The 22,069-nt window shown below is 66.5% G+C and carries 18 protein-coding genes, 1 tRNA gene and 5 pseudogenes; 9 read left to right on the top strand and 15 right to left on the bottom strand.

The features are described 5' to 3' along the window. Window positions 1-177 precede the first annotated feature (177 nt). The 6 genes and pseudogenes from QP181_RS00720 to QP181_RS00695 all read right to left on the bottom strand — a co-directional run bounded on the left by QP181_RS00720 (window position 178) and on the right by QP181_RS00695 (window position 7,839). Window positions 178-3,111, bottom strand: a pseudogene (locus QP181_RS00720) (valine--tRNA ligase). A 53-nt stretch (window positions 3,112-3,164) separates the two neighbouring features. Continuing rightward, window positions 3,165-4,769 (bottom strand): histidine kinase famiy protein, encoded by a 1,605-nt coding sequence (locus QP181_RS00715; RefSeq protein ID WP_132897653.1) that lies wholly within the window; start codon window positions 4,767-4,769, stop codon window positions 3,165-3,167. Window positions 4,770-4,991: 222 nt separating this feature from the next. Further along, a complete protein-coding gene (locus QP181_RS00710; RefSeq protein ID WP_333927255.1) occupies window positions 4,992-5,198 on the bottom strand; it encodes a DUF2497 domain-containing protein in 207 nt (68 codons plus the stop codon). Window positions 5,199-5,300: 102 nt separating this feature from the next. Beyond that, a complete protein-coding gene (locus tag QP181_RS00705; RefSeq protein WP_333927254.1) occupies window positions 5,301-5,594 on the bottom strand; it encodes a hypothetical protein in 294 nt (97 codons plus the stop codon). A gap of 26 nt (window positions 5,595-5,620) precedes the next feature. Beyond that, window positions 5,621-7,150 (bottom strand): TolC family outer membrane protein, encoded by a 1,530-nt coding sequence (locus QP181_RS00700; protein WP_333927253.1) that lies wholly within the window; start codon window positions 7,148-7,150, stop codon window positions 5,621-5,623. 8 nt (window positions 7,151-7,158) lie between these two features. Continuing rightward, the gene (locus tag QP181_RS00695) at window positions 7,159-7,839 is read right to left on the bottom strand and encodes a protein-L-isoaspartate O-methyltransferase family protein (RefSeq protein WP_333927252.1); all 681 of its coding nucleotides are present in this window, start codon (window positions 7,837-7,839) and stop codon (window positions 7,159-7,161) included. Window positions 7,840-8,274: 435 nt separating this feature from the next. Here QP181_RS00695 and QP181_RS00690 point away from each other — a divergent pair. Further along, window positions 8,275-8,348, top strand: a tRNA-Cys gene (locus QP181_RS00690). Window positions 8,349-8,636: 288 nt separating this feature from the next. Here QP181_RS00690 and QP181_RS00685 read toward each other — a convergent pair. Further along, window positions 8,637-9,064 (bottom strand): annotated as a pseudogene (locus tag QP181_RS00685) ((deoxy)nucleoside triphosphate pyrophosphohydrolase). A gap of 49 nt (window positions 9,065-9,113) precedes the next feature. Between QP181_RS00685 and QP181_RS00680 the strand changes: the two are divergent. Further along, a complete protein-coding gene (locus QP181_RS00680) occupies window positions 9,114-9,299 on the top strand; it encodes a Flp family type IVb pilin (protein ID WP_132897782.1) in 186 nt (61 codons plus the stop codon). Window positions 9,300-9,446: 147 nt separating this feature from the next. Continuing rightward, window positions 9,447-9,611 (top strand): Flp family type IVb pilin, encoded by a 165-nt coding sequence (locus QP181_RS00675; RefSeq protein ID WP_333927251.1) that lies wholly within the window; start codon window positions 9,447-9,449, stop codon window positions 9,609-9,611. A gap of 97 nt (window positions 9,612-9,708) precedes the next feature. Here QP181_RS00675 and QP181_RS00670 read toward each other — a convergent pair whose 3' ends face one another. From QP181_RS00670 to QP181_RS00655, 4 genes and pseudogenes are all read right to left on the bottom strand, one after another. Further along, a complete protein-coding gene (locus QP181_RS00670) occupies window positions 9,709-10,656 on the bottom strand; it encodes an acetyl-CoA carboxylase carboxyltransferase subunit alpha (protein ID WP_333927250.1) in 948 nt (315 codons plus the stop codon). A 31-nt stretch (window positions 10,657-10,687) separates the two neighbouring features. Continuing rightward, window positions 10,688-11,541, bottom strand: a pseudogene (locus tag QP181_RS00665) (tyrosine-type recombinase/integrase). Window positions 11,542-11,605: 64 nt separating this feature from the next. Then, window positions 11,606-13,447, bottom strand: coding sequence for a hypothetical protein (locus tag QP181_RS00660; RefSeq protein ID WP_333927248.1), 1,842 nt, complete (start codon window positions 13,445-13,447; stop codon window positions 11,606-11,608). Next, window positions 13,431-13,565: a hypothetical protein gene (locus tag QP181_RS00655; RefSeq protein ID WP_267904487.1), complete on the bottom strand. Its 135-nt coding sequence runs from the start codon at window positions 13,563-13,565 to the stop codon at window positions 13,431-13,433. Before QP181_RS00655 ends, QP181_RS00660 begins: the two co-directional genes overlap by 17 nt. Window positions 13,566-13,646: 81 nt before the next feature. Here QP181_RS00655 and QP181_RS00650 point away from each other — a divergent pair, with 81 nt between their 5' ends. The 3 genes and pseudogenes from QP181_RS00650 (at window position 13,647) to QP181_RS00640 (ending at window position 15,446) form a co-directional block, all read left to right on the top strand. Next, the gene (locus tag QP181_RS00650; RefSeq protein WP_132897648.1) at window positions 13,647-14,210 is read left to right on the top strand and encodes a shikimate kinase; all 564 of its coding nucleotides are present in this window, start codon (window positions 13,647-13,649) and stop codon (window positions 14,208-14,210) included. Then, window positions 14,207-15,306 (top strand): annotated as a pseudogene (aroB, locus tag QP181_RS00645) (3-dehydroquinate synthase). Before QP181_RS00650 ends, aroB begins: the two are co-directional and overlap by 4 nt. Beyond that, window positions 15,306-15,446 (top strand): DUF2256 domain-containing protein, encoded by a 141-nt coding sequence (locus QP181_RS00640; RefSeq protein WP_248523077.1) that lies wholly within the window; start codon window positions 15,306-15,308, stop codon window positions 15,444-15,446. Before aroB ends, QP181_RS00640 begins: the two are co-directional and overlap by 1 nt. 10 nt (window positions 15,447-15,456) lie before the next feature. On the opposite strand, the gene QP181_RS00635 is transcribed toward QP181_RS00640, so the two are convergent. The 4 genes from QP181_RS00635 to QP181_RS00620 are packed head-to-tail and all read right to left on the bottom strand — an operon-like array spanning window position 15,457 to window position 19,491. After that, the gene (locus tag QP181_RS00635) at window positions 15,457-16,875 is read right to left on the bottom strand and encodes an amino acid permease (RefSeq protein WP_443027500.1); all 1,419 of its coding nucleotides are present in this window, start codon (window positions 16,873-16,875) and stop codon (window positions 15,457-15,459) included. Between the two features lie 12 nt (window positions 16,876-16,887). After that, on the bottom strand, window positions 16,888-17,541 hold the full coding sequence (locus QP181_RS00630; protein WP_132897645.1) for a GntR family transcriptional regulator: 654 nt from the start codon (window positions 17,539-17,541) through the stop codon (window positions 16,888-16,890). A gap of 49 nt (window positions 17,542-17,590) precedes the next feature. After that, window positions 17,591-18,589, bottom strand: coding sequence for a 4-hydroxyproline epimerase (locus QP181_RS00625; RefSeq protein ID WP_333927246.1), 999 nt, complete (start codon window positions 18,587-18,589; stop codon window positions 17,591-17,593). Beyond that, window positions 18,589-19,491, bottom strand: a complete 903-nt coding sequence (locus QP181_RS00620) for a dihydrodipicolinate synthase family protein (RefSeq protein ID WP_333927245.1) — start codon at window positions 19,489-19,491, stop codon at window positions 18,589-18,591. Before QP181_RS00620 ends, QP181_RS00625 begins: the two co-directional genes overlap by 1 nt. Window positions 19,492-19,568: 77 nt before the next feature. Here QP181_RS00620 and QP181_RS00615 point away from each other — a divergent pair, with 77 nt between their 5' ends. From QP181_RS00615 to QP181_RS00610, 3 genes and pseudogenes are all read left to right on the top strand, one after another. After that, entirely contained in the window at window positions 19,569-20,450 is an 882-nt protein-coding gene (locus QP181_RS00615) for an NAD(P)/FAD-dependent oxidoreductase (RefSeq protein ID WP_522731688.1), read from the top strand. Further along, window positions 20,431-20,664, top strand: a pseudogene (locus QP181_RS20210) (FAD-dependent oxidoreductase); the annotation flags it as partial. The gene QP181_RS00615 and the pseudogene QP181_RS20210, both read left to right, overlap by 20 nt. Before the next feature lie 133 nt (window positions 20,665-20,797). Beyond that, window positions 20,798-21,973 carry a M24 family metallopeptidase gene (locus QP181_RS00610; protein WP_333927244.1) on the top strand — a complete coding sequence of 392 codons (1,176 nt, stop codon included), beginning with the start codon at window positions 20,798-20,800 and terminating at the stop codon, window positions 21,971-21,973. Window positions 21,974-22,069 lie beyond the last annotated feature (96 nt).

Raw genomic sequence — 22,069 nt, 5'->3', positions numbered from 1 at the left:
TAGCCGTTGCGTTTGCTCACCGGGATACCCCAGCTTTCGCCGGGGTGACGGACGGACGGACGGATGGTCGGACGAACGGACGAACGGACGGATGGTCGGACGTACGGGCGGATGGTTGGTTAGCGCGGGGCGCTGTCCAACCACGCAATCCCCTCCCGCCTACGGGAGGGGAGCAGGTTAGCCCAGGCGTCCGAGTGCCGCCTGCAACCGTGCGGCTTCGGCAGCTTTGTCGGCGTGATCCGCCTTGGCCTTCTCGACCGCTTCGGGCTTGGCGCGCTCGACGAAGCTGGCATTGCCTAGCCGGCCGGACAGCGCGTCGCGCTCCTTTTCTGCCGCCGCGATCGCCTTGGTAAGGCGGGCGCGTTCGGAGTCGAGGTCGATCACGCCTTCTAGCGGCAGGACGAACGTCGCTTCATCCACCACGACCTGCGCCGCGCCGCCGGTGGCTTCACCCTCGGCATGCGTGACGCGGGCGAGACGCGCGAGTGCCGGCGCTTGGCGTTCGAGCCGCGCGAGCGTCGTTTCATTCGCATCGCGGACGTGGAGCGGCAGGCGCGTGCCCGGGGGCACGTTCAGTTCGTTGCGCGCGGTGCGGATTTCCTGAACCAGACTGATGAGCCAGTCGACTTCCTTGCTCGCCTCGGGATCGAGCGCGCGAGCGTCCGCCATTGGCCATTTCGCGACGATCAGATCGTGATCGCGCGGGCCCATCGCGTGCCAGAGTTCTTCGGTGATGAACGGCATGAACGGGTGGAGCAGCACCAGGATCTGGTCGAGCACCCAGCCCGCAACCAGCTTCGATTCAGCATCGATGACGCCGCGCTCGTCGCCGACCATCTGCGGCTTGATCAGTTCGAGATACCAGTCGCAGAAGCGGCTCCACGCGAACTGGTAGATCGCGTTGGCGGCGCCGTCGAAGCGGTAGTCGGCAAGCGCGAGGTCGACCGTCTGGACGGTCGCGATCGTCTCGGCGATGATCCACTTGTTGACGGCCAGTTCCGCGCGCGGTGCCTCCAGCGTCGTGCTGGCGACGATGCCGTTGGCCTGCGCGAACCGCGCGGCGTTCCACAGCTTGGTGGCGAAGTTGCGATAGCCCTCGACGCGCTTCTCATCCATCTTGATGTCGCGGCCCTGGCTTTCCATCGCCGCCATGAAGAAGCGCAGCGCGTCGGCGCCGTACTGGTCGATCAGCCCGAGCGGGTTGACGACGTTGCCCTTCGACTTCGACATCTTCGCGCCATCGGCGGCGCGGACCAGGCCGTGGAGGTAGAGCGTACGGAACGGCACGTCCTTCATGAAGTGCAGCCCCTGCATCATCATCCGCGCGTTCCAGAAGAACAGGATGTCAAAGCCGGAAATCAGCACGTCGTTCGGGTAGCGCCCGCCGAGCTGGCCTCCCCGCCCGCTTGCGGGAGGGGATTGAGGGTGGGCTCGCGCTCACCTTCAGACGCAGCGTTCGAGGTGAGCGCGTGCCCACCCCGGCCCCTCCCGCTTGCGGGAGGGGGAAGATTCACCCGTCCAGCCAAGCGTGGCGAAAGGCCAGAGGGCTGACGAGAACCAAGTGTCGAGGACGTCGGTATCTCGCACAAGATAGACGGTGTCGTTCGTCGCGCGAGGAAAGCGATCATCAACAACAATCTTGTACTGATCGCCATACGCAGCCTGCGCCGCCGCGATTGCTTCCTCTTCAGTCAGGGCGACGAAAGACTCATTTTGCCCCGAGATGGTCTCAACTAGCCGTCCGTCCGCATCTACATTGTGATCAATGTAGCTAACCAAACCGTTCGCATCGCGTGCTGGCCCGAACCACGCGGGGATCTGGTGGCCCCACCACAATTGACGCGACACGCACCAGGGCTGGATGTTGTCCATCCAGTTGAAGAACGTCTTCTCCCACGTCTTCGGGACGATATCGATCGCGCCGGTGCGCACCGCCTCGATTGCCGGCTGGGCGAGCGTCTTGGCGTCGACATACCATTGGTCGGTCAGCCACGGCTCAATCACCACGCCCGAGCGGTCGCCATAAGGAGTCTGGATCGTGCGTGGCTCGGCGTCGTGCTCCTCGCCGTCCTTGTCGATATGCGCGATCAGGAAGCCTTCTTCCTTGAGCTGCGCGACGACCATCTTGCGCGCTTCGTCGGTCGGCTTTCCGATAAACTTGTCCGGGATCAGACCGTCGGATACCTGGACGACGCGCGCCTTGGCATCGAGCATGTTGAGCATCGAGCCCGCAGCCATCCCTGCCCGCTTGCCGACCTCGAAATCGTTGAAGTCGTGGCCTGGCGTGATCTTGACCGCGCCCGAGCCGAGTTCGGGATCGGCATGATCGTCGGCGATGATCGGGATCAAACGCCCGGTGATCGGCAGCTTTACCTGCTTGCCGATGAGCATGGTGTAACGCGCGTCCGACGCGTTCACGGCCACGGCCATGTCGGCCAGCATCGTCTCGGGGCGCGTGGTCGCAACCTCGATGAAGCCAGAGCCGTCTGCCAGCGGATAGCGCAGGTGCCAGAAGCTGCCCTTGATCTCGCGGGTCTCGACTTCGAGGTCGCTGATTGCGGTGCCGAGGCCGGGATCCCAGTTCACCAGGCGCTTGTCGCGGTAGAGCAGCCCCTGCTTGTGCAGGTCGACGAACACCTTCAGGACGGCCTTCGAGAAGCCCTCGTCCATCGTGAAGCGCTCGTTCGCCCAGTCCATCGAGCAGCCGAGCCGGCGGAGCTGCTGCGTGATCTCGCCGCCGCTCTCTTCCTTCCACGCCCAGACCTTCGCCACGAACTCCTCGCGCGTCAGGTCGGTACGCTTCTGGGGAGGAACAGCCGCCCCCATCTGCCGCTCGACCACCATCTGCGTCGCGATGCCCGCGTGATCGGTGCCGACCACCCACAACGCATCCTTGCCCTTCAGCCGCGCATGGCGCGTGAGGATATCTTGCAGCGTGTTGTCGAGCGCATGACCGATGTGCAGCGAGCCCGTCACGTTGGGCGGCGGGTTGACGATCGTCCACGGCTCGGCGTTCGGACGGTCGGGACGGAACTGGCCGCTCGCCTCCCAATGCGCGTACCAGCGCGATTCGATGGAGGCCGGGTCGAAGGTTTTGGGAAGCTCGCTCATGCGCAGAGCCTTAGCGAGCGTCCCCGTACTAGACCAGTGTCAGGTGCGCCATGTCAGGTACGGGCGCCGGGTTTGTCGAGCACCTGACGGATCCGCTCGTTCAACTCATTACGCCGGTACGGCTTGCGGATCAGCTCGAACGACCGGCTACCCTCGTCGATCGCCTCGTCCGCGAACCCGGTGGTCAGCAGCACCGCGGTATGCGGATAATCGCGCCGCACCGACTGCGCGAGCGCAACGCCGTTCATCCCGCCGGGCATCAGGATATCGGTGAACAGCAGCTTGAAGTCCGAATCGTTCGCCAGCGTGTCGAGCGCACCGCGTGCGCTGTTCACCAGTACGACCTCGTAGCCGAGATCCTCGAGAATGGTGCGGCCAAGCTCGCCGACCTCGATCTGGTCCTCGACCATCAGCACGCGCTCGGCGCCACCGGTGCGCGGTGCGACCGGGCCTGCGGGCTTGCGCTCGACCGCACCACTAGCGCGCGGGAAATACAGCGAGAATTCCGCACCGCCGCCCGCCCCGTTGCGCACCGTGGCGAGGCCGCCCGACTGGCGCATGAAGCCGTACACCATGGCGAGGCCGAGCCCGGCGCCCTTGCCCATTTCCTTGGTGGTGTAGAATGGTTCGAACAGCTTGTCGGCGATCGTCAGGTCGACACCCGGGCCGTCGTCGCAGATGCTGACCACGACATATTCGCCGGGTTCGAGCTTGGCGACGCTCGCATCCTCGGGCAGCACCGCGTTGCGCGTAGCGATCGTGACCGTCCCCGCGCCGCCGGTCGCATCGCGCGCGTTGGCGGTGATGTTGAGCAGCGCCATCTCGGCCTGGACCGGATCAACGCGGCAATTCCACAGATCATTGGCAAGGTCGCGCCTGAGCGTGATGCCGCTGCCGATGCTGCGCTCCAGGATCGTGCGGAAATCGCCAATCAACTGATTGAGGTTCATCAGCCGATCACGCAATTCCTGTTTGCGTGCAAACGCGAGCAGCTGCTGCGTCAAAGTCGCCGCACGGGTCGCCGAGGTCGAAATCGCATCGACCGCGCGGCGTGCCGACCGATCGTCAGGATCGATCCGCGCGTCGAGAATATCGGCATAGCCCTGGATGACCTGCAACAGATTGTTGAAATCATGCGCGATGCCGCCGGTCAGCTTGCCGACGGCCTCCATCCGCTGTGCTTCATGCAACGCTTCCTCGGCTTCACGCCGCCGGGAAATATCGAGCTGACTGGCGAAGAAATATTTGAGATTGCCGTCTTCGCCGAACACCGGCGACACGAACAGCGCGTTCCAGAAGGTCGAGCCGTTCTTGCGGTAGTTGAGGATCTCGACCGCAACCTCTTCGCGCTTGGCGATGGCGGCGCGCACTTCGGCGACGGCGGCGCGATCGGTTTCGGGGCCCTGCAGGAAGCGGCAGTTGCGGCCGAGGATCTCATCCTGCGAATAGCCGCTCATGAACGAGAACGCCTCGTTGCAGAAGATGATTGGATTGTCGTCGCGGTGCGGATCGGTGACCACCATCGGCATCCGCGTCGTCTTCACCGCGGCGAAGAAGATATCACTGCCGGCCTCAGCGGGCGAAAAATCGTTCCGTCCGCCGTGCGATGCGGGGCGGTCGGGCTTCTCAGCGGGCACGATGATCTCGGTTTCGGACATGCGTGCCAAACCCGGCATCGGGCGGCGTTGTTCCGTAGCGTTTGCATCGCCGACAGGGAGACGTTCGATCCTTCCCCGCCAGGGGGCGGTGGCTGACCCTTGCCAGACGGAGGGCAGGGAAACCGCTGCTCCGTGTCCTCCCCCTCCGTCACCTTCGGTGACACTTCCCCCTGGCGGGGGAGGATCGTATGGTGCCGCCGGAGTAGCGGAAACGTCTGGCTGTCAGGGCTGCTGGTTCATGATCTTGGCGATCTCGCGCGCGACCATGTCCTCGACCATGTGCGGCAGGTTCGCGTCGATCCATTCGCGCAACATCGGCCGAAGCATCTCGCGGACTAGGCCTTCGAGCGTGCCGTCGCTGTTCGATTCGGGCTTGATCATCATCCGGGTCAACGCTTCGAGCGGCGCGCGTTGCCGCTGCGGTCTCACGCGAGACGATCGGCTCGGATGGCGGCTCTGCGGCGGGCTGCTGCACCTGAGGTTGCGGCTTTGCCGCCGACTCGCGCGGTTCGGGTGCGGCGTCGACCGAGGTCAGCACGGGGGATTTCGGCGTGCGGGGGTACGGTCGACCATCGGCATCGGATCGCTCAGTTCGAGAACTTCGTCATCATCCATCTCGTCGTCGAGATAGGCGGCTTCACGATAGGTGGGCGCGTGACCGGCGACATCGCGGTCGGCGGGATACTGATCGACCGGTGCCGTCATTGTCCGCGCCGGACGGCGCGATCGGCCGGGCGTGTCGCCCTCTTCGGCGATGATGCGTTTGATCGACGAGAGGATTTCCTCCATCGACGGCTCGCCGTTCACGTCCCCCATCCGGACCATCCCAAACCCCGTAGCCGCGCGCACCCCTATTGGCGGCTCGGCGCGTCCTTACCTGTCGTCAAGGCTGGGTTCCTGTCAACTGGCTTATCGAGCAAAGGATCGCGCTGCGGCTGGACATGCGCATCCTGTGCGGGCGATTGCGCGGTGCGTGTGCCGACCGGCACCGGCTCGCCATCGCCGCCAAAGTCCCAGATCTTGTGATGCACACGCTGATAATTGGCGACCGGATCGTACAGCACGCCGCCATCGAGCCCGAGATCGCGCGCTTCCGCCTGCCCCATCGCGGCGAGCAGCGCAAAGCCGGCGACATACGCATCGCGCCGTGCGGTGACGAGCGTCACCTGGCTGTTGAGCAGTTCCTGCTCGGCGTTGAGGATGTCGAGGATGGTTCGCGTGCCGACGCTGTTCTCCGCGCGCACGCCTTCGAGGCTGAGCTTGTTTGCGTTGACCGCGGTCTCGGAGGACTGGATGACCTGTTCCGAGGAGCGCCAGACGGCGAAGGCCGAGCGGGCCTGCGAGATCACGTTGCGCTCGGTTGCGGTGACGTTCTCGATCGCGCGGCTCTGGAACGCCTCGGCCTGACGGACCTGCGCGGCGGGGCGACCGCCTTGGAACAGCGGAAGGGTCAGCGACAGTCCGGCTTGGACCGTCTTGTTGACGTTGGGGAACGTGATGACGCTGCCGTCGGCATTCGACGCCGAGCCGAGATAGTTGGTATAGGTGGCACCGCCGACCGCACTGATCTGTGGCAGACGGGTCGCCCGGGCGACACCGACATCATAGCGCGTCGCGTCACGTTCTTTCGCCGCTGCGATCAGGACCGGATTATTCTCGATCGCGACGGTTACGGCGGACGCAGGGCTGTCGGGCAGATGCGGCAAGGTCGGTGGCGTTTCGAGCGTCCCGGCGGGCGTGCCGACGTACCGGATGTAATTCTCCCGGCTGGAAATCAGCTGCGCCTCAGCCGACTGGAGCTGCGCACGGGCGAGGGCGAGGCGGGCTTCGGACTGTGCGACGTCGGTACGGGTCAGGTCGCCGACCTGGAACCGATCGCGGCTGGCTTGCAGGTTGACGTCGAGGACGCGGACGTTCTGCGTGTTGAGACCGACGATCGCCTCGTCGCGGATCACATCCATGTACGCGGCGACGACGTTGGTGAAGAGATCCGCCTCGGTGCCGCGCAGCGTCGCGCGGCCGGCCTCGACGCGGGTCTTGGCGGCGGCAACCGAATTGCGGACCTGCCCGCCCAGGTATAGCGGCACCGACACGTTGGCGCGCGCCGCGGCCTGACGCGGCAAGGCGGTGAAGCTGTTCGCCGCGGTTACGACGAATTCGGTGTAGTCGCCGGTCGCATTGACCGAGGGGAGCCCCGTCGCACGCGCAATCGGCACGTTCTCGTCGGTCGCGCGCAACGTGGCGCGCTGTCCGGTTAGGATCGGATTGGTGGTATACGCCTTGGCCAGCGCCTCGCGCAGCGTCTCCGCACCCGCTGGTGCAGCGATGTAGAGCAGCGCAACACTCGCAAGCAAGCGGCGGAAACGAGCGGTGCGCGGCATCATAGGGCTCAGAACCTGAAGGGTTTGGGGATATCGAAACCGGGAAGCGCGACGCATTCGACGTCGACAAAGGCCGCCAGCGCGAACCCGCCATCGGTCTTGCGTCCCGACGCGAGCCGCGTGACGCCGCGTTCGGCGAGTCCCGACGCGACGCGACCACCCGAGCGGACCTGCGCGACGAGCGCGTCGGGCATCGCCTCGATCGCGCCATCTACGATCAGCACGTCATAGGGGGCGCCAACGGCGTGGCCGTCCTGCATCGGTGACTCGACGAGTTCGACGTTGCCGACCCCGGCCAGCGCCGAGCGCGCCATCGCCAGCAATGCCGGATCACTCTCGACCGCGACCACCGATCCGACGATCTCGCTCAGCACCGCAGCGGTATAGCCGGTCGCCGCACCGATCAGCAGCACACGATCGGTTGCGGTCAGATAGGCCTCGGTCAGCAGCCGGCCGGTCGCCATCGGTAGATTGGCGTAGCGCCCGCCGCCGAGCGCGATCGCGGTGTCGCGATAGGCGATCGAGCGGACGTCCGTGGGCAGGAACTGCTCGCGCGGTACACGTGCCATCGCCGCGACCACGCGCTGATCGTTCACCGCGTTGGTGCGCAGCTGGCTGGCGACCATCGCATGCCGCATGGTGTCGTAGGCCGAAGCGGCAGTTGCGGTATCGAGGCTCATCGTCGTCATAACCCATCCTGTCGCACAACTGTTTTAGTTGCGCAATACACTAGTTGTCGCGCCGATATGTATCGCGCGCCGACGATTGCGCCAAGTCGCAGTTGCGCGCAGCGGGTCGGAGATCGAACGATTTTGCGGTGTAGACGCCCCGCCCGCCCGTGTGACACCGAAGATGTCGCGGGCGGGACGTCGAGGGCGCATGCGGAAGACCACGGCACTACCTCTGCGACGATTCCTAGCAGCGAATGCCGCCGCCGTCGCCCAAAATGGGACGAGGGACGTTTTCGGACCGGCGCAATGCGGTTCGTGGGGTCCTGTCATGGCGGGCCTTGAGACCGGCCCGAGCATCGCGGCCGCCGACGCCGAATGAGGATAATTCGTGTCCAGCTACACGTCGTGGTTGACCGCGCTGACAAAACGACGCATTTGCGCCGTCCGCATCGAGGCCCGATGGCGGAGTGGTGACGTAGAGGACTGCAAATCCTCGCACCCGGGTTCGATTCCCGGTCGGGCCTCCAGCGGTTTTCCGTTTCACAACATCGACAGATAAAGCACCCCGCAGCGGCATGCGCGGGCAGTGGTGCCAGCGAGCTCGCTGCGTCGAGCGGCGACTGCGCGACCGGAACGGCTCACTCGAGAAAAGGGAATAGCTCGCGCGAGCCGTGGCTCAATACCCGCGCGGTCTTGGGGCGCACGCTGGCCCATTTGACTGCGGCACGCATCGAAAGAGATCAAGACCCTATTGTCGAACGCCGAGTATGTGGAGGCCCGCAGTCGGGATTATCGCCGTTCGGTGCGTCGTTCGGTCAGATCAGTGCATCGAGCAACCCGATCAGCGGGCGATCGGCGGGCGGCATCGGCAACGCGTGCATCGCGTTCGGTCGCACCCAGCGCAAGGCCGTCGCCTCCAGCGCGCGTGGCACGCCCGTCCATTTCCGCGTAATGTAAAGCAGCAGCACGAGGTGGCGATCACCCAGCGGCGCGCTTGCAAACGCTGCGGGGGCAAGACACGCATGCGGCACCGCGATGCCGAGTTCCTCCTCGAGCTCCCTGATCAACGCCGCCTCGGGGGTCTCACCGGGCTCGACCTTGCCTCCGGGAAATTCCCAGAGCCCGGCAAGCGACTTGCCTGGGGGCGCTGCTGCAACAGCACGCGTCCCTCGAGATCAACCATCGCCGCCGCCACGACCGGTAAAAGGGATGGCGCGGTTGGAATGGCGCGATCGTTGGTCATTCCTTAATTTTCCTCGATTACACTGATCGTTATGAAGTCTGACAAGTCCATGCTGACGATCGCGGGTCGAACGTTGCGGCGCGTCCTGCGCAATAGCCGCGGCGCGACCGCGATCGAATACGGGTTGATTCTGGCCTTCGTCGTCATCGCTCTCATTGTCGGCCTGACCAACCTTGCCGATTCGACCATCGGAATGTGGGGCAAGGTCGATACGAAGGTCGCCAACGCCCGCTGATGGCCCGCATTGGGCCTCGTGAATTACCCGACGAAATGCTCCGACCTTAAGCCTTTCTCAACTCACAACTTCTATTTGTCCTCGTGCTGATCCGGCCTGTCCGGTCCAGCCGGGTGACACTGAAGCAATCCAACCATGGAGACCGGAATGAAGACGATCCGCAAGTTTTTCAGGAATTCCAAGGGCGCAACCGCAATCGAGTACGGCCTCATCGCCGCTCTGATCGCCGTCGCTGCCATTGCTGCAATGCAGGGCCTGGGTAACAGCCTGAACAAGACGTTCAACAACGTCGCGACTCAGCTCAACAAGTAAGCGTACCGCGATCACCATCGCGGTCGATCAGGGCGGCTGGACTTCGGTTCAGCCGCCCTTTTTCATTGTCCCGTGTTCTGTCGCTGCGTCGCGACGCTTAGAGTCGGCCCATCTTCAGGAATTTGGCCTGGCGGTCTTTCCGCAGATCGGCAGGCGCGAGCGCCGCAAGGTCGGCGAGCGCGGATGACAGCGCATTGCCGAGCGACTCGATCGCCGTCGCGCGGTCGCGGTGTGCGCCGCCTAGCGGTTCGCTCACGATGTCGTCGATGACGCCGAACGCCTTCAGGTCCTGCGCGGTAATCCGCATCGCTTCGGCCGCCTCCGGCGCCTTGTCGGCGGTGCGCCACAGGATCGAGGCACAGCCTTCGGGGCTGATCACCGAATAGATCGCGTGTTCGAACATCAGCACGCGGTTACCCGCGGCGAGCGCGACTGCGCCACCCGAGCCGCCCTCGCCGACGATCGCGGAGACGATCGGGACGCCGGCGTTGAGGCACGCCTCGGTCGAGCGCGCGATTGCTTCGGCCTGGCCGCGCTCTTCGGCCTGGATGCCAGGGAACGCGCCCGAGGTATCGACCAAGGTGACGATCGGCAGACCGAATCGGTTGGCGAGCTCGACCAGGCGGATCGCCTTCCGGTAACCCTCTGGCTTGCCCATGCCGAAATTGTGGCGGAGGCGGCTGGCGGTGTCGTCGCCCTTCTCGTGGCCGAGCACCATGATCTTGCGGCCCCGGAAGGTCGCGAAGCCGCCGATGATCGCCTGGTCGTCGCCGAACGCGCGGTCGCCCGCGAGCGGCACGAACTCGTCGAACAGCGCGGCGACGTAATCCTTGAAGTGCGGGCGCTCCGGGTGGCGCGCGACCTGCGTCTTCTGCCACGGGGTCAGCCGCGCGAAGGTGTCCTTCAGCAGCTTGTCGGACTTCGCCTGCAGACGGGCGATGTCGGCGGCGAGGTCGACGCTGCCTTCGGCGGCGGTGTCGCGGAGTTCGTCGATCCGGCCCTGGAGTTCGGCGATCGGTTTCTCGAAGTCGAGGAAGCTTGGCATAGGCGGCGGTTACGGTGCGGGATCGCTCGCGTCAACGCGGCGGCATATCCGCCAGCGGGTGACGCGTGTTGACCAGTTCGACGAGACGGCTCGAGATCGACGTGCGTGTAGATCTCGGTGGTGGCGATATCGGCGTGGCCGAGCATCGATTGCAGCGCGCGCAGATCCGCCCCGCCCGCGAGCAGGTGCGTCGCGAAGGCATGGCGCAGGACGTGCGGGCTGACTCGATCCGGCGGGATGCCGGCCTCCGCCGCGAGCGCCTTGACGAGTTGGTACAGGCGGATACGCGACAGGTGGCCCTTCCCCGAGGGGAACAGCCACAGGCGGTCGGTCGCGACATGGGTTCGCCAAATCGCCACGGCCGCTCGCGCGGTCGGAGATCGGGACGAGCCGCTCGCGCCCGCCCTTGCCGCGCAGGATCAGGAACGGGCGGTCGGGATGAACCGCATTGCGCGGCAGGCTGACGAGCTCGGTCGCGCGCAGGCCGGAGCCGTAGAGGAGCTCGAACAGCGCCGACAGCCGCAGGTCGTTAGGGTCGAGCGGATCGCGCGCGGCGCGCTCGGCGATCGCCGCGAACAATCGGTCGATATCGGCATGGCTCAGCACTTTGGGCAAGGTGCGCGCGGTGCCGGGTCGCGGGAGCGCCTTGCCGGGATCGTCGGCGCGGTGACCTTCGTCGGCCAGGAACGCGAAGAAGCGGCGGAGCGAGGCGGACTTTCGTCCGACGGTCGAGCGGGACAGCGCCGACCAGCCACCGGCGAGCGTCGCAAGCGCGTCCGCATCCGCTTCGACCAGCCTGCCTTCGAGCACCTGCGAAGCGAGCGTCAGGTCGCTGCGATAGGCGGCTACGGTGTTGGCCGCCGCCCCCGCTTCCGCCGCCATCATTTCCAGGAACCGATCGATCAGCGCGCGGTCGGTGGCGTGGGTCACGCCCGTGCGCCCGGCGTGATCACGCCCGCGCAATCGCCTCAGCAGCGATCATCCGCGCCTCGCCGTCGAGCCCGACCGCGCGCAACGCGCCGACGATCCGGTAGAGTGCCTCGGGCGGGATGCCCTTCCAGTCGGGCGCCTGCATACCGATCGCAGCGAGCACGACCACCGTCCCAGCCTGCCCGTCGCGCGCTGCCCGGTCGAGCGCACGCGTCCAGGCGTTGTCCGCACCGATCCGAACGCCGAGCGATTGCGCCGCACGTTCGATGTCGCCCAAGTTGAGACGCCCTAGCCCGGCCAGCCCCGCGAACAACATCCGCTGCTTCAACGCCGAATCGCCTTCGCCGCCCGAATAGGAGGCGAGGTCGGCATAGCTGAGACGACGATACGCGTCGGGATCGCTGAGCATGATCATCGCCCAGGCATCCCCACCGGCTGGCACGGTCCCGAGCCAGCGCGCGGCGGTGCGATCGAGCCCGGCGGACAGCATCGACGCGATCAGATGATCGGCCTCGGCCTTCGCCAGCGCCAGGTTCATCCGCGCCGCCGCCCGCGCGGTCAGGACGAGGCGCGCATAGGACGGTCGGGTATCCGCCCCGCCCCACAATTGGCGCAGCGCATTCAGCCGCGCATCGGGACTGCGATCGGCATAGGCGGTCTGGAGATCGTTGGCGGTCGCAGTCGCCGTGCTTTGCGAGTCGTCGTCGGTTGCGGCGGCCGAATAGAGATCGACCAGCGCGGCGCTGGAGAGCACGCCCTGCCCCGCCGCGGACTCCGCCGGCGCCAGTCGCGCACCGAGCGGAACCGAGGGCGACAATGCCTGCCAGTATTTCACCTGCGGACCAGCGCTAGCATACAGGTCGTCGGGCACCGCGACGCCGGTCGCCATCGCCAGCCCGAACCGCCACGCGGTCAACTGATCGACGCCATCCCATTCGATCGTCACCGCCTGACGCCCTTGCGCGCCGGCACCGACGACCTTCTGCGCGAGCAGCATGTCGACGCCGCTCGCGACATTGCGACGCTTGGCGGTCGCGATCAGTGGGGTCGCCTGCGCCGGATTGCCCGAAAGCCCCGCGCACATCGCCTGCGCCATCGTCCAGCCGCGCGCCGCCGCATAGCGCATCGCGCCGGGTACCAGCGGGCACAGCCCCGCCGGATCGCCGGTCGCCAGCGATGCGTTCATCGCGACGTCGTATAGCTTCGGCGTGTAGTTGTTTGTATCGACACTCTGCGTGACGGCGCGCGCGGCGACCGATTCGCCCATCCGCAACAACAGCCACGCACGCTCGGCCGCAAAGTCCGCGCCGTTGGTACGGCTCGGCGTATCGACGTGCGACACCAGCGCCCGCCGCAGCAGGATCGACATCCAGCGCGACGGCAACGGCGCATTCAGTCGGCGCATGAGCGTCTCGACATACTGGCCATCGACAGCGCCGAACGCATCGGTATCGAGCCCGCCTTCGCTCGCCATAACCGGACCGACCGTCGCGAGCGAGCGACGCGCAGACTCCGGCATCTCGTACTGCGCCAGCACGGCAGGATCGACTGGCGCAGGCGCCGCAACAGGCGGCACCGGGGCTGCGTCACCCGGCGTCGTCGGCGGCAGAGGCTGGATCATCGCGCCCGGCTGTGCCGGTGCGGAGCTAGGCGGCGAGGCAGTCGGCTGCGATAGCCCCGTCGGGCGCGTTGGCTGCGTCCCGGCCGGAGCGGTCGGGCGCGGCGCAGGCGCGGGCGTCGGCTCGCCGAACCCCGGCGGCAGGATCGATTCAGGCCTGTCCTGCCCGATTGCGGGGGCAAGCGCGACCAAGGCGCCGACGGCAACCGCCGCCGTCAGGGACGCCTTAAGAGAGGTTCGCAAGCGTCACGGCCTTTTCGACGCGGCTTTGCGGGCGCTCGGTGGCGCGCCCTGCCAGCAGGAACAGGCCGCCGACCACCACGACAAGAACGACGACGACCGAGACGATGAAACGGGACATGGCGGCGTAACCTTGAAGTGGACAAAACAGGCGCCAAGAGCTTTTGCCCTCGCGCGGTGCCGCTGTATAGCGCCCCTCACGATGTTGCAAAGCCACAACCCCTCAGGCGGGCCCGCAGGCGGCCCCGCGCCAGCCCCGATCGATCGACCGATCGTGCTCGTGGGGTTGATGGGCGTCGGCAAGACCACGGTCGGCCGGCGGCTCGCGTTGCGCATGAACCTGCCATTCGTCGACGCCGACCACGAGATCGAGGCAGCCTCGGGCATGACCGTCGCCGAGATCTTCGCCAAATACGGCGAGGAGTATTTCCGCGACGGCGAGCGCCGGGTGATCGCGCGGTTGATCGACGGCACCCCGAAAATCATCGCGACCGGTGGCGGCGCGTTCATCAACGACGACACGCGGGCGCTGATCTTACGCGACGCCATCTCCGTGTGGCTCAGTGCGCATCCCGACATCCTGGTCGAACGGGTCGGGCGGCGCGATACGCGACCGCTGCTCCGCAACCGCGATCCGGGCAAAGTGCTCGCCGAACTGGCGCGCGTGCGCAACCCGATCTACGCGCAGGCGCACATCCATATCGTCAGCAACAAGACGCCGCACGAAGCGACCGTCGCCGCAATCCTGAGAGCGCTTGGCCGATGAAGACCGTTACCGTTGAACTGGGTTCGCGGACCTACCCGATCCACATCGAAGCGGGAATTCTCGCGCGGGCCGGCGAGTATCTCGCACCGCTTGCTGGCAAGCGCCGTGTAGCGATCGTCACCGACGAGAATTTGTCGCTGCATCTGGCGACGCTGCAGGCTTCGTTGAGCGCAGCGGGGATCGCGTCCGAGGCGATCGTCCTCGCGCCGGGTGAAGGCAGCAAGAGCTGGGCGACGCTGGAGATGCTATGCGATCGGCTGCTGGAACTGGGCGTCGAGCGCGGCGATCATGTCGTGGCGCTGGGCGGCGGCGTGATGGGGGATCTTGTCGGGTTCGCCTGCTCGATCCTCAAGCGCGGTTGCAACTTCGTTCAGATTCCGACGAGCCTGCTCGCGCAGGTCGACAGCTCGGTCGGCGGTAAGACCGCGATCAACACGAAGGCCGGCAAGAACCTGATCGGCGCGTTCCACCAGCCGGTGATGGTGCTGATCGACCCGCAGGTGCTCGACACGCTGCCGATCCGCGAGCTTCGCGCCGGCTATGCCGAGGTCGTGAAATACGGCCTGATCGACGATTTCGCGTTCTTCGAATGGTGCGAGGCGAATGGCGCCGCGTTGCTGGCGGGCGACCTGGCGCTGCGCGAATACGCGATCGCGCACAGCGTTTCGGCCAAGGCGCGGATCGTCGCGGCGGACGAGCACGAGACCAACGGCACGCGCGCGCTGCTCAACCTCGGCCACACGTTCGGGCACGCGCTTGAGGCGGAGACCGGGTTCTCACAGGCGCTGATCCACGGCGAAGGCGTTGCGGCAGGCTGTTCGCTGGCGTTCGGCTTCTCAGCATCGCAGGGCATCTGTTCCGGCCAGGACGCGCAGCGCGTTGCGGCACACTGGCGAGACGTCAGGCTGCCGGACGGTCTGGCGGCTGCGAAGATCCAGGCCAGCGGCGCCCGCCTCGTCGATCACATGCGCCACGACAAGAAGATGGCGGCAGGGACGCTCCCCTTCCTGCTCGCGCGCGGATCGGCCAGACCTATCTCGACAAGACCGTCGACCTCACCGATGTCGAAACCTTCCTCGACGCGCAGCCCCGCTGATGCCCAACGGTATCGCCAAACAGAACCTGCCGACCAAGATCTGCCCGGCATGCGAGCGCCCCTTCACTTGGCGGAAGAAATGGGCGCGCGACTGGGACAGCGTGATCTATTGCTCGGACGCGTGCCGCAAGAAGCGGTGACGCGCGCCGGTCAGACTGCGTGGGCCGGATTGCCGACGTCGCTGTTGCGCCGGCCATAGACGAAATACAGTAAAAATCCGGCGACGTTCCAGATCACGAACCGGACCAGCGTCGAGGTCGGCAGGCTCGCGAGCAGATACAGGCAGCCGAGCACGGTCACCGTACCGACGACATACGCCGCTGGGCAGCGGAACAGGCGGGGCAGTTGCGGCGCGGTCCGACGCAGGACCATCAGGCATACCCCGACCGAGATGAACGCGATCAGCGTCCCCGCATTGGCGAGTTCGGCGATCTCATCGAGCCGGAAGAAGCCCGCGACCGCTGCGATCGACAGCCCGGTGAGCAGCGTGATCAGCGTCGGCGACCCGGTCCGCTTGCTGACCTTCGCGAGACCGCGCGGCAGCAGCCCGTCGCGCGCCATCACGAAAAAGATCCGGCTCTGCCCGTACATCATCACCAGGATCACCGACGGCAGCGCGATCACCGCCGCCAGCGCGATGATCTGCGCGGCAAACGGCTGGCTCAACTGGCGCAGCACCAGTGCGAGCGGCTCGGGCGAATTGGCGAGCTGCGTGAACGGCAGCGCGCCGATCGCGCTGACCGCGACCGCCATGTAGATCACCGTGCAAACCAGCATCGAGCCGACGATGCCGATCGTCAGGTCGCGCTTGGGGTTCTTGGTCTCCTCCGCCGACGTCGCGACCGCGTCGAAGCCGTAGAAGGCGAAGAACACGATCGCCGCCGCCGCCATCACGCCGCGCTTGTGCCCGCCGATCTCGGTCGAGCCGAAGCCGTACGGCATGAACGGGTGCAGGTTGTCGGCCTTGAACGCAGGCGCCGCGTAGACGACGAAGATCGTCAGCGCGACCAGCTTGATCAGCACGAGCACGATGTTGAGCGTCGCGCTCTGCCGCGTGCCGAGGATCAGCATCCCCATCACCGCGAGCGACACCAGCACCGCGGGCATGTTGACGATCCCGCCGCCATGCGGCCCGACCAGCAAGGCGTGCGGCAAATGGATCCCCGCCGCCTCGATCCAGCCGACCAGATAGCCCGACCAGCCGACCGCGACGGTTGAGCACGCCAGCGAATATTCGAGGATCAGGCTCCAGCCGACCACCCAGGCGATACCCTCGCCAAGGGCCGTGTAGCTGAAGGTATAGGCGCTGCCCGCGGCGGGGATCAGCGTCGCGAGCTCGGTATAGGCGAGCGCGGCACATGCGCAGATCACGCCGCAGATTACGAAGGCGAGGATCACGCCCGGCCCCGCGCGCTCCGCCCCGACGCCGACCAACGTATAGATCCCGGTGCCGACGATCGCGCCCACCCCGAGCGCGATCAGATGCGGCCAGCTCAGCGTCTTGGCGAGGCTGTGTTCGCGACTATGGGCAGACGATTCGAACGATTTACGCGGTCCAAACATGCCCATCCCCTGTGATCTCTAGTCTCGGGCCGTGTCGAACTGCGCACGCAGATCGGTCAGCGTCGATTGAATATGGCTAGTCAGCAGCGTCAGCATGCGATCGTCGTCGCGCGCGAGCCATGCGTCGAGCAGCTGGCGATGCTCCAGATGCGCCCGATCCTCGCGCCCCGCCGGCCGCAGATGCGCGACGACGTAGCGCTCGGCGAGGATCGCCAGCCGCTCGACCATCTGCGTGGTGAGCAGGCGGCGGCCCGGCCGGACCAGCGCGGTGTGGAACACGCGATTACGGATCGCAACTTCGGCTAGCCGCTCGCTCGCCGCGCTGTCGAGTTCCTCGAACGCGAGGATCGCAACGGCACGGTCATCGTCGTTCGCGACGGTCGATGCATAGGCGGCAGCCTGCGGCTCGATGCTGAGGCGCAGCGCGAAGATATCGTCCGCCTCGTCCGCCGACATCGGCTGGACCGAATAGCCCCGGTTCGCGTGGCTGGTCAGCAGGCCTTCCTGCTCCAGCCGCGCCAGCGCCTCGCGCAACGGGATTTTGCTGACGCCGAGTTCGGTCGCCAGCGCATCCTGGCGGATCGCGGTATGGCCGGCGAGCTTGCCGGTGACGATCTGCTCGCGGACAATCTCGAACACCTGCTCGGACAGGGTGCGGACGACGATGCTCATGGATGGACGGCTCCGAAAACGGGAAGACCGCACCAGCATAGCCGAAATGTCATGAAACTTGGAAACCGTTCCAGAAACGATCGTCGCGATCGATCCAGATCGTGTTGAACCCGGTCGCGATCGCCGATCCCTCGATCGACGGGATGATCGCGGGGGTGTCGCCGAGCGACGTTTCCGCCTCGACGCGGCCGATGAAGCGGCTGCCGATATAGCTTTCGTGGACGAACCGGTCGCCGACCGCCAAGCGGCCTTTGTCCGCCAGATGCGCGAGCCGAGCCGACGTGCCGGTGCCGCACGGGCTGCGGTCGATCGCCTTGTCGCCGTAGAATACCGCGTTGCGGCCATCGGCGCCGTCTCCGCGTGGCACATCGGCCCACAGCACGTGGCTGACGCCGCGGATCGTCGGATCGAGTGGATGAACCGGCTCGAACTGTGCCCGTACGGCCTCGCGAACGCGACCGCTGAGCGCAATGATCTCCGCCGCGCCGAGGTCGTCGAGCCCGGTATAGCGCCCCTGCGGCTCGACGATCGCGTAGTAATTGCCGCCATAGGCGACGTCGATGCTGAGCGGACCGATCCCCTCGACATCCACCGCGATCCCGCGCGCCGCGACATACGCCGGGACGTTAGTGATCCGCACCGACGTCACTTTCGCGCCCTCGGTCTCGTAGGCCACGTCGATCACGCCCGCGGGCACCTCGATCCGCAACCGGCCCGGTACGGCCGGCTGGATCAGCCCGTGTTCGAGCCCGAACGTCACCATTCCGATCGTGCCGTGCCCACACATCGGCAGGCACCCGCTCGTCTCGATGAACAGGATGCCGATGTCGGTATCGTCGCGCGTCGGCGGATAGAGGAACCCGCCCGACATCATGTCGTGCCCGCGCGGCTCGAAGCAGAGCCCGGTACGGATCCAGTCGAACCGGGTCATGAAATCCTGCCGCCGCTCCGACATCGACGCGCCCTTGAGCAACGGTGCCCCGCCCGCGACGAGGCGGACCGGATTGCCGGCAGTGTGGCCGTCGATGCAGAAGAAGGTGTGGCGCATCAGTTCGAGAGCGTCGGGCGCGTTGCCGCCGCCCTCTCGACCATCGCGATCACCTCGGCACGGCGTTCGCCGATCAGCGGATAGCGTGGCGGCAGGACGCGCTCGGAGCCGCGCCCCATGACCTGCTCGGCCAGCTTGATCGACTGCACCAGGTCATGCTCGGCATCGAGGTGGAGCAGCGGCATGAACCAGCGATAGATCTCCATAGCCTTGGCGTGATCGCCGCGCGCGAACGCGTTGACCAGCTCGACCGATTCCCGCGGGAATGCATTGGTAAGCCCCGAGACCCAGCCCTGCGCACCCAGATACAGCCCCTCGAGCGCGACGTCGTCGAGCCCGGCGAACAGCACGTAGCGATCCCCGAACGCAGTCTTCACGTCGGTGAAGCGCCGCGTGTCGGGCGCCGATTCCTTGACCGCGACGATGTTCGCGACATCGACCAGCGCGGCGAGCACGTCGTTGTCGATCAGCGTGCGATACGCTGGCGGGTTGTTATAGAGCATGATCGGCAGGCCGACCTGCTCCGCCACGCCCTTGAAATGCGCGACGAGCTCATGCGGCTTGGGCACATAGACCATCGGCGGCAACAGCATCAGGCCGTCCGCGCCGGCCTTTTCGGCGGCCTGCGCATACCGAACGGCGCGCCGCGTGTCGTATTCCGAGACGCCGGTGATGACCGGCACGCGGCCATCGACCGCCTCGACGATCGCAGTCAGCACTTCGACCTTTTCATCATAGTCGAACGAGTTATTCTCGCCGACCGTGCCAAGCGCGATCACGCCGGTCACACCGTCGCGGATCAGGTCGTCGACGACGCGCTGCGTGTCGGCGAGGTCGACGCTCATGTCCTCGCGGATCTGCGTCGTTACGGCCGGAAATACGCCCTTCCATTCGACAGACATTCGGTATCGACCTTCCTGCGTTTCAATATATATACCGTATACGAAATCGATGGGTGCGGTGCAACAGGAGAAATGGGTTGAAAACGATCGGCATCGTGGGAGGCGGCGTAGTCGGCCTCAGTTGCGCCGTCGCGCTGCTCGATCGCGGGTATGGCGTGAGTGTGTTCGAACGCGACACCGATTACAACGCCGCATCCTGGGGCAATGCCGGGCACATCGCGGTCGAACAGGTCGAGCCGCTCGCCTCCCCCGCCGCGCTGCGATCGGTGCCGAAGCGAATGTTCAGCGCGGGTGGTGCGCTCGCGCTGCCGCCGTCGATGGCAGCGCAATGGCTGCCGTTCGCCGCTCGGCTAACCGCAGCGTCGACACCGGCGAAGTTCGCGGCAGGAACGGCCGCGCTGACCCCCTTGCTCGCCGGCGCGATGCCAGCGTGGCGTGATCTGGTCGGAGCGCTCGGCACCCCCGATCTACTGCGCGAGGACGGGCACATCGTCGTCTGGGATTCGTCCGCGAGCGCACAAACCGGCCGGCAGCGCTGGTCGCGAACCGCGATCGGAACGGCGCGGATCGTCGATGCCGAGCCCGCCTTGCTGGACCGGCTCGGCTTCCTCGCCGATCCCGTCGGCGGCGCGATCCGCTTTACCGGTAGCGGCCAGATTACTGACTTGCGCGCACTCGCAACGACGCTCGAGGCAGCGACCGAAGCCCGGGGTGGCCGGATCGTCCGCCAGGCGGTGCGATTGGCGGAAGACGCCGATCGGATCGTTATCGTCGGACATGATGTCGATCAGGTGCTGGTAACCGCTGGCGTCCGGTCTCGCGCGCTGCTCGAACCGCTCGGATACCGCGTGCCGATGATCGCCGAGCGCGGCTATCATATCCGCGCGCGCCGAGGGCTGGCCCGCCGACCTGCCGCCGGTGGTGTTCGAGGATCGCTCGATGATCGTCACGCGCTATGACGCGTGCGTGCAGGCGGCGAGCTTCGTCGAACTCGGCGATCCCGACGGCCCGCCCGATCCGCGCAAGTGGGACCGGCTGGAGCATCACGTCCGGTCGCTCGGCCTGCCGATCGAGGGGCCGTTCACACGTTGGATCGGGGCCAGGCCGACGCTGCCCGACTATCTCCCCGCGATCGGCCGCTCGACGCGCCACGCCAATCTCGCTTATGCGTTCGGTCATCAACATCTCGGGCTGACGCTCGCGCCGGTGACCGCGATGCTCGTCGCGGCGATGTTGGCAGGAGAAACTCCGGCGGTGCCGCTCGCGCCGTTCGACCTCGACCGTTTCGGCAAAAAGGACCTCACGCATGACCATCGGCGGATCTTCGATAGCCGACGAACTCGCGACCATCGCTCCTTGGGCAGACCGCGCGCCGCGCATCACCCTAGCGGAGCGAACTGCGCGTCTCGACAAGGCGCGCGCGTTGACCGAGGCGGCGGGCGCCAATGCGCTGCTGATCGGCGCGGGTGCGAGCCTGCGCTATTTCGCGGGTATCCCTTGGGGTGCGACCGAGCGGCTGGTGGCGTTGCTGCTGCCGGTGAAGGGCCAGCCGATCCTGATCTGTCCGCGGTTCGAACAGGGCTCGCTGGAGGCCGCGGTCGAGATCGACGCCGATCTTCGTCTCTGGGAAGAGGACGAGAGCCCGTATGCGCTGGTCGCCGATGCCGTAAACGGCCGCCTGCTGCTCGACCCGCAACTGCCCTATGGCATGGCCAGCGCGCTCGCCGCCACCGGACTCGATGTTGCCGACGGTGCCTCGGTCATTGACGCGTGCCGGATGATCAAAAGTCCCGCCGAAATCGCCTTGCTCGCCCAAGCCAAGGCGATGACGCTCGACATCCAGCGCCGCGCCGCGCGTATCCTCCACCTCGGTATCGCCGCCAGCGCGGTCATCCGTTTCATCGACGACGCGCACCGTGCGATCGGCTCGTCGGGCTCGTATTTCTGCGCGGTGCAGTTCGGCCACGCGACCGCGTTCCCGCACGGCCTGCCTGGCGATCAGCTGCTGGAGGAGGACCAGCTCGTGCTGATCGACACCGGCTGCCAGGTCGAGGGCTATCACTCCGACATCACGCGGACCTATGCGTTCGGCAACGTCGGCGACGAAGCGCGCGCGATCTGGGACATCGAACACGAGGCGCAAGCCGCCGCGTTCGCCGCGGTCCAGCCGGGCGTGCCGTGCGAGGCGATCGACGCCGCCGCCCGCGCGGTGCTGGAGAAAGCCGGGCTCGGCCCCGACTACCGCCTCCCCGGCCTGCCGCACCGCACCGGCCACGGCATCGGCCTGTCGATCCACGAACCCGCCTATCTCGTTCGCGGCGACCGCACGCCGCTGGCTCCGGGGATGTGCTTCTCGAACGAGCCAATGATCGTCGTGCCGGACCGCTTCGGCATTCGCCTAGAGGATCATTTCCACGTCACCGACACCGGCGCCGCCTGGTTCACCGAACCGCAGCCCTCGATCGACCGCCCGTTCGGCTAACGCAGGATACCCCGCTCTCCATCATCCTGGGCTCGACTCAGGATCCAGAGCCACGCAAGCCAGCGTTCGTGGCTCTGGATCCCAGCTTTCGCTGGG

This window comes from Sphingomonas sp. LR55 (assembly GCF_036856015.1).
Taxonomy (GTDB): domain Bacteria; phylum Pseudomonadota; class Alphaproteobacteria; order Sphingomonadales; family Sphingomonadaceae; genus Sphingomonas.
Note: the sequence above shows the minus strand (reverse complement) of the source record. Positions and strands in the feature narration are given on the sequence as shown.

What these genes read in the sequence shown, in the direction of transcription:
- QP181_RS00640 (WP_248523077.1), top strand. Translation starts at nt 15,306, where the DNA reads ATGCCCAACGGTATCGCCAAACAGAACCTGCCGACCAAGATCTGCCCG.
- QP181_RS00635 (WP_443027500.1), bottom strand. Translation starts at nt 16,875, where the DNA reads ATGGGCATGTTTGGACCGCGTAAATCGTTCGAATCGTCTGCCCATAGT.
- QP181_RS00620 (WP_333927245.1), bottom strand. Translation starts at nt 19,491, where the DNA reads ATGTCTGTCGAATGGAAGGGCGTATTTCCGGCCGTAACGACGCAGATC.
- QP181_RS00630 (WP_132897645.1), bottom strand. Translation starts at nt 17,541, where the DNA reads ATGAGCATCGTCGTCCGCACCCTGTCCGAGCAGGTGTTCGAGATTGTC.
- QP181_RS00655 (WP_267904487.1), bottom strand. Translation starts at nt 13,565, where the DNA reads ATGTCCCGTTTCATCGTCTCGGTCGTCGTCGTTCTTGTCGTGGTGGTC.
- QP181_RS00695 (WP_333927252.1), bottom strand. Translation starts at nt 7,839, where the DNA reads ATGACGACGATGAGCCTCGATACCGCAACTGCCGCTTCGGCCTACGAC.
- QP181_RS00625 (WP_333927246.1), bottom strand. Translation starts at nt 18,589, where the DNA reads ATGCGCCACACCTTCTTCTGCATCGACGGCCACACTGCCGGCAATCCG.
- QP181_RS00680 (WP_132897782.1), top strand. Translation starts at nt 9,114, where the DNA reads ATGCTGACGATCGCGGGTCGAACGTTGCGGCGCGTCCTGCGCAATAGC.
- QP181_RS00700 (WP_333927253.1), bottom strand. Translation starts at nt 7,150, where the DNA reads ATGCCGCGCACCGCTCGTTTCCGCCGCTTGCTTGCGAGTGTTGCGCTG.
- QP181_RS00650 (WP_132897648.1), top strand. Translation starts at nt 13,647, where the DNA reads ATGTTGCAAAGCCACAACCCCTCAGGCGGGCCCGCAGGCGGCCCCGCG.
- QP181_RS00670 (WP_333927250.1), bottom strand. Translation starts at nt 10,656, where the DNA reads ATGCCAAGCTTCCTCGACTTCGAGAAACCGATCGCCGAACTCCAGGGC.
- QP181_RS00705 (WP_333927254.1), bottom strand. Translation starts at nt 5,594, where the DNA reads ATGGTCCGGATGGGGGACGTGAACGGCGAGCCGTCGATGGAGGAAATC.
- QP181_RS00675 (WP_333927251.1), top strand. Translation starts at nt 9,447, where the DNA reads ATGAAGACGATCCGCAAGTTTTTCAGGAATTCCAAGGGCGCAACCGCA.
- QP181_RS00610 (WP_333927244.1), top strand. Translation starts at nt 20,798, where the DNA reads ATGACCATCGGCGGATCTTCGATAGCCGACGAACTCGCGACCATCGCT.
- QP181_RS00715 (WP_132897653.1), bottom strand. Translation starts at nt 4,769, where the DNA reads ATGTCCGAAACCGAGATCATCGTGCCCGCTGAGAAGCCCGACCGCCCC.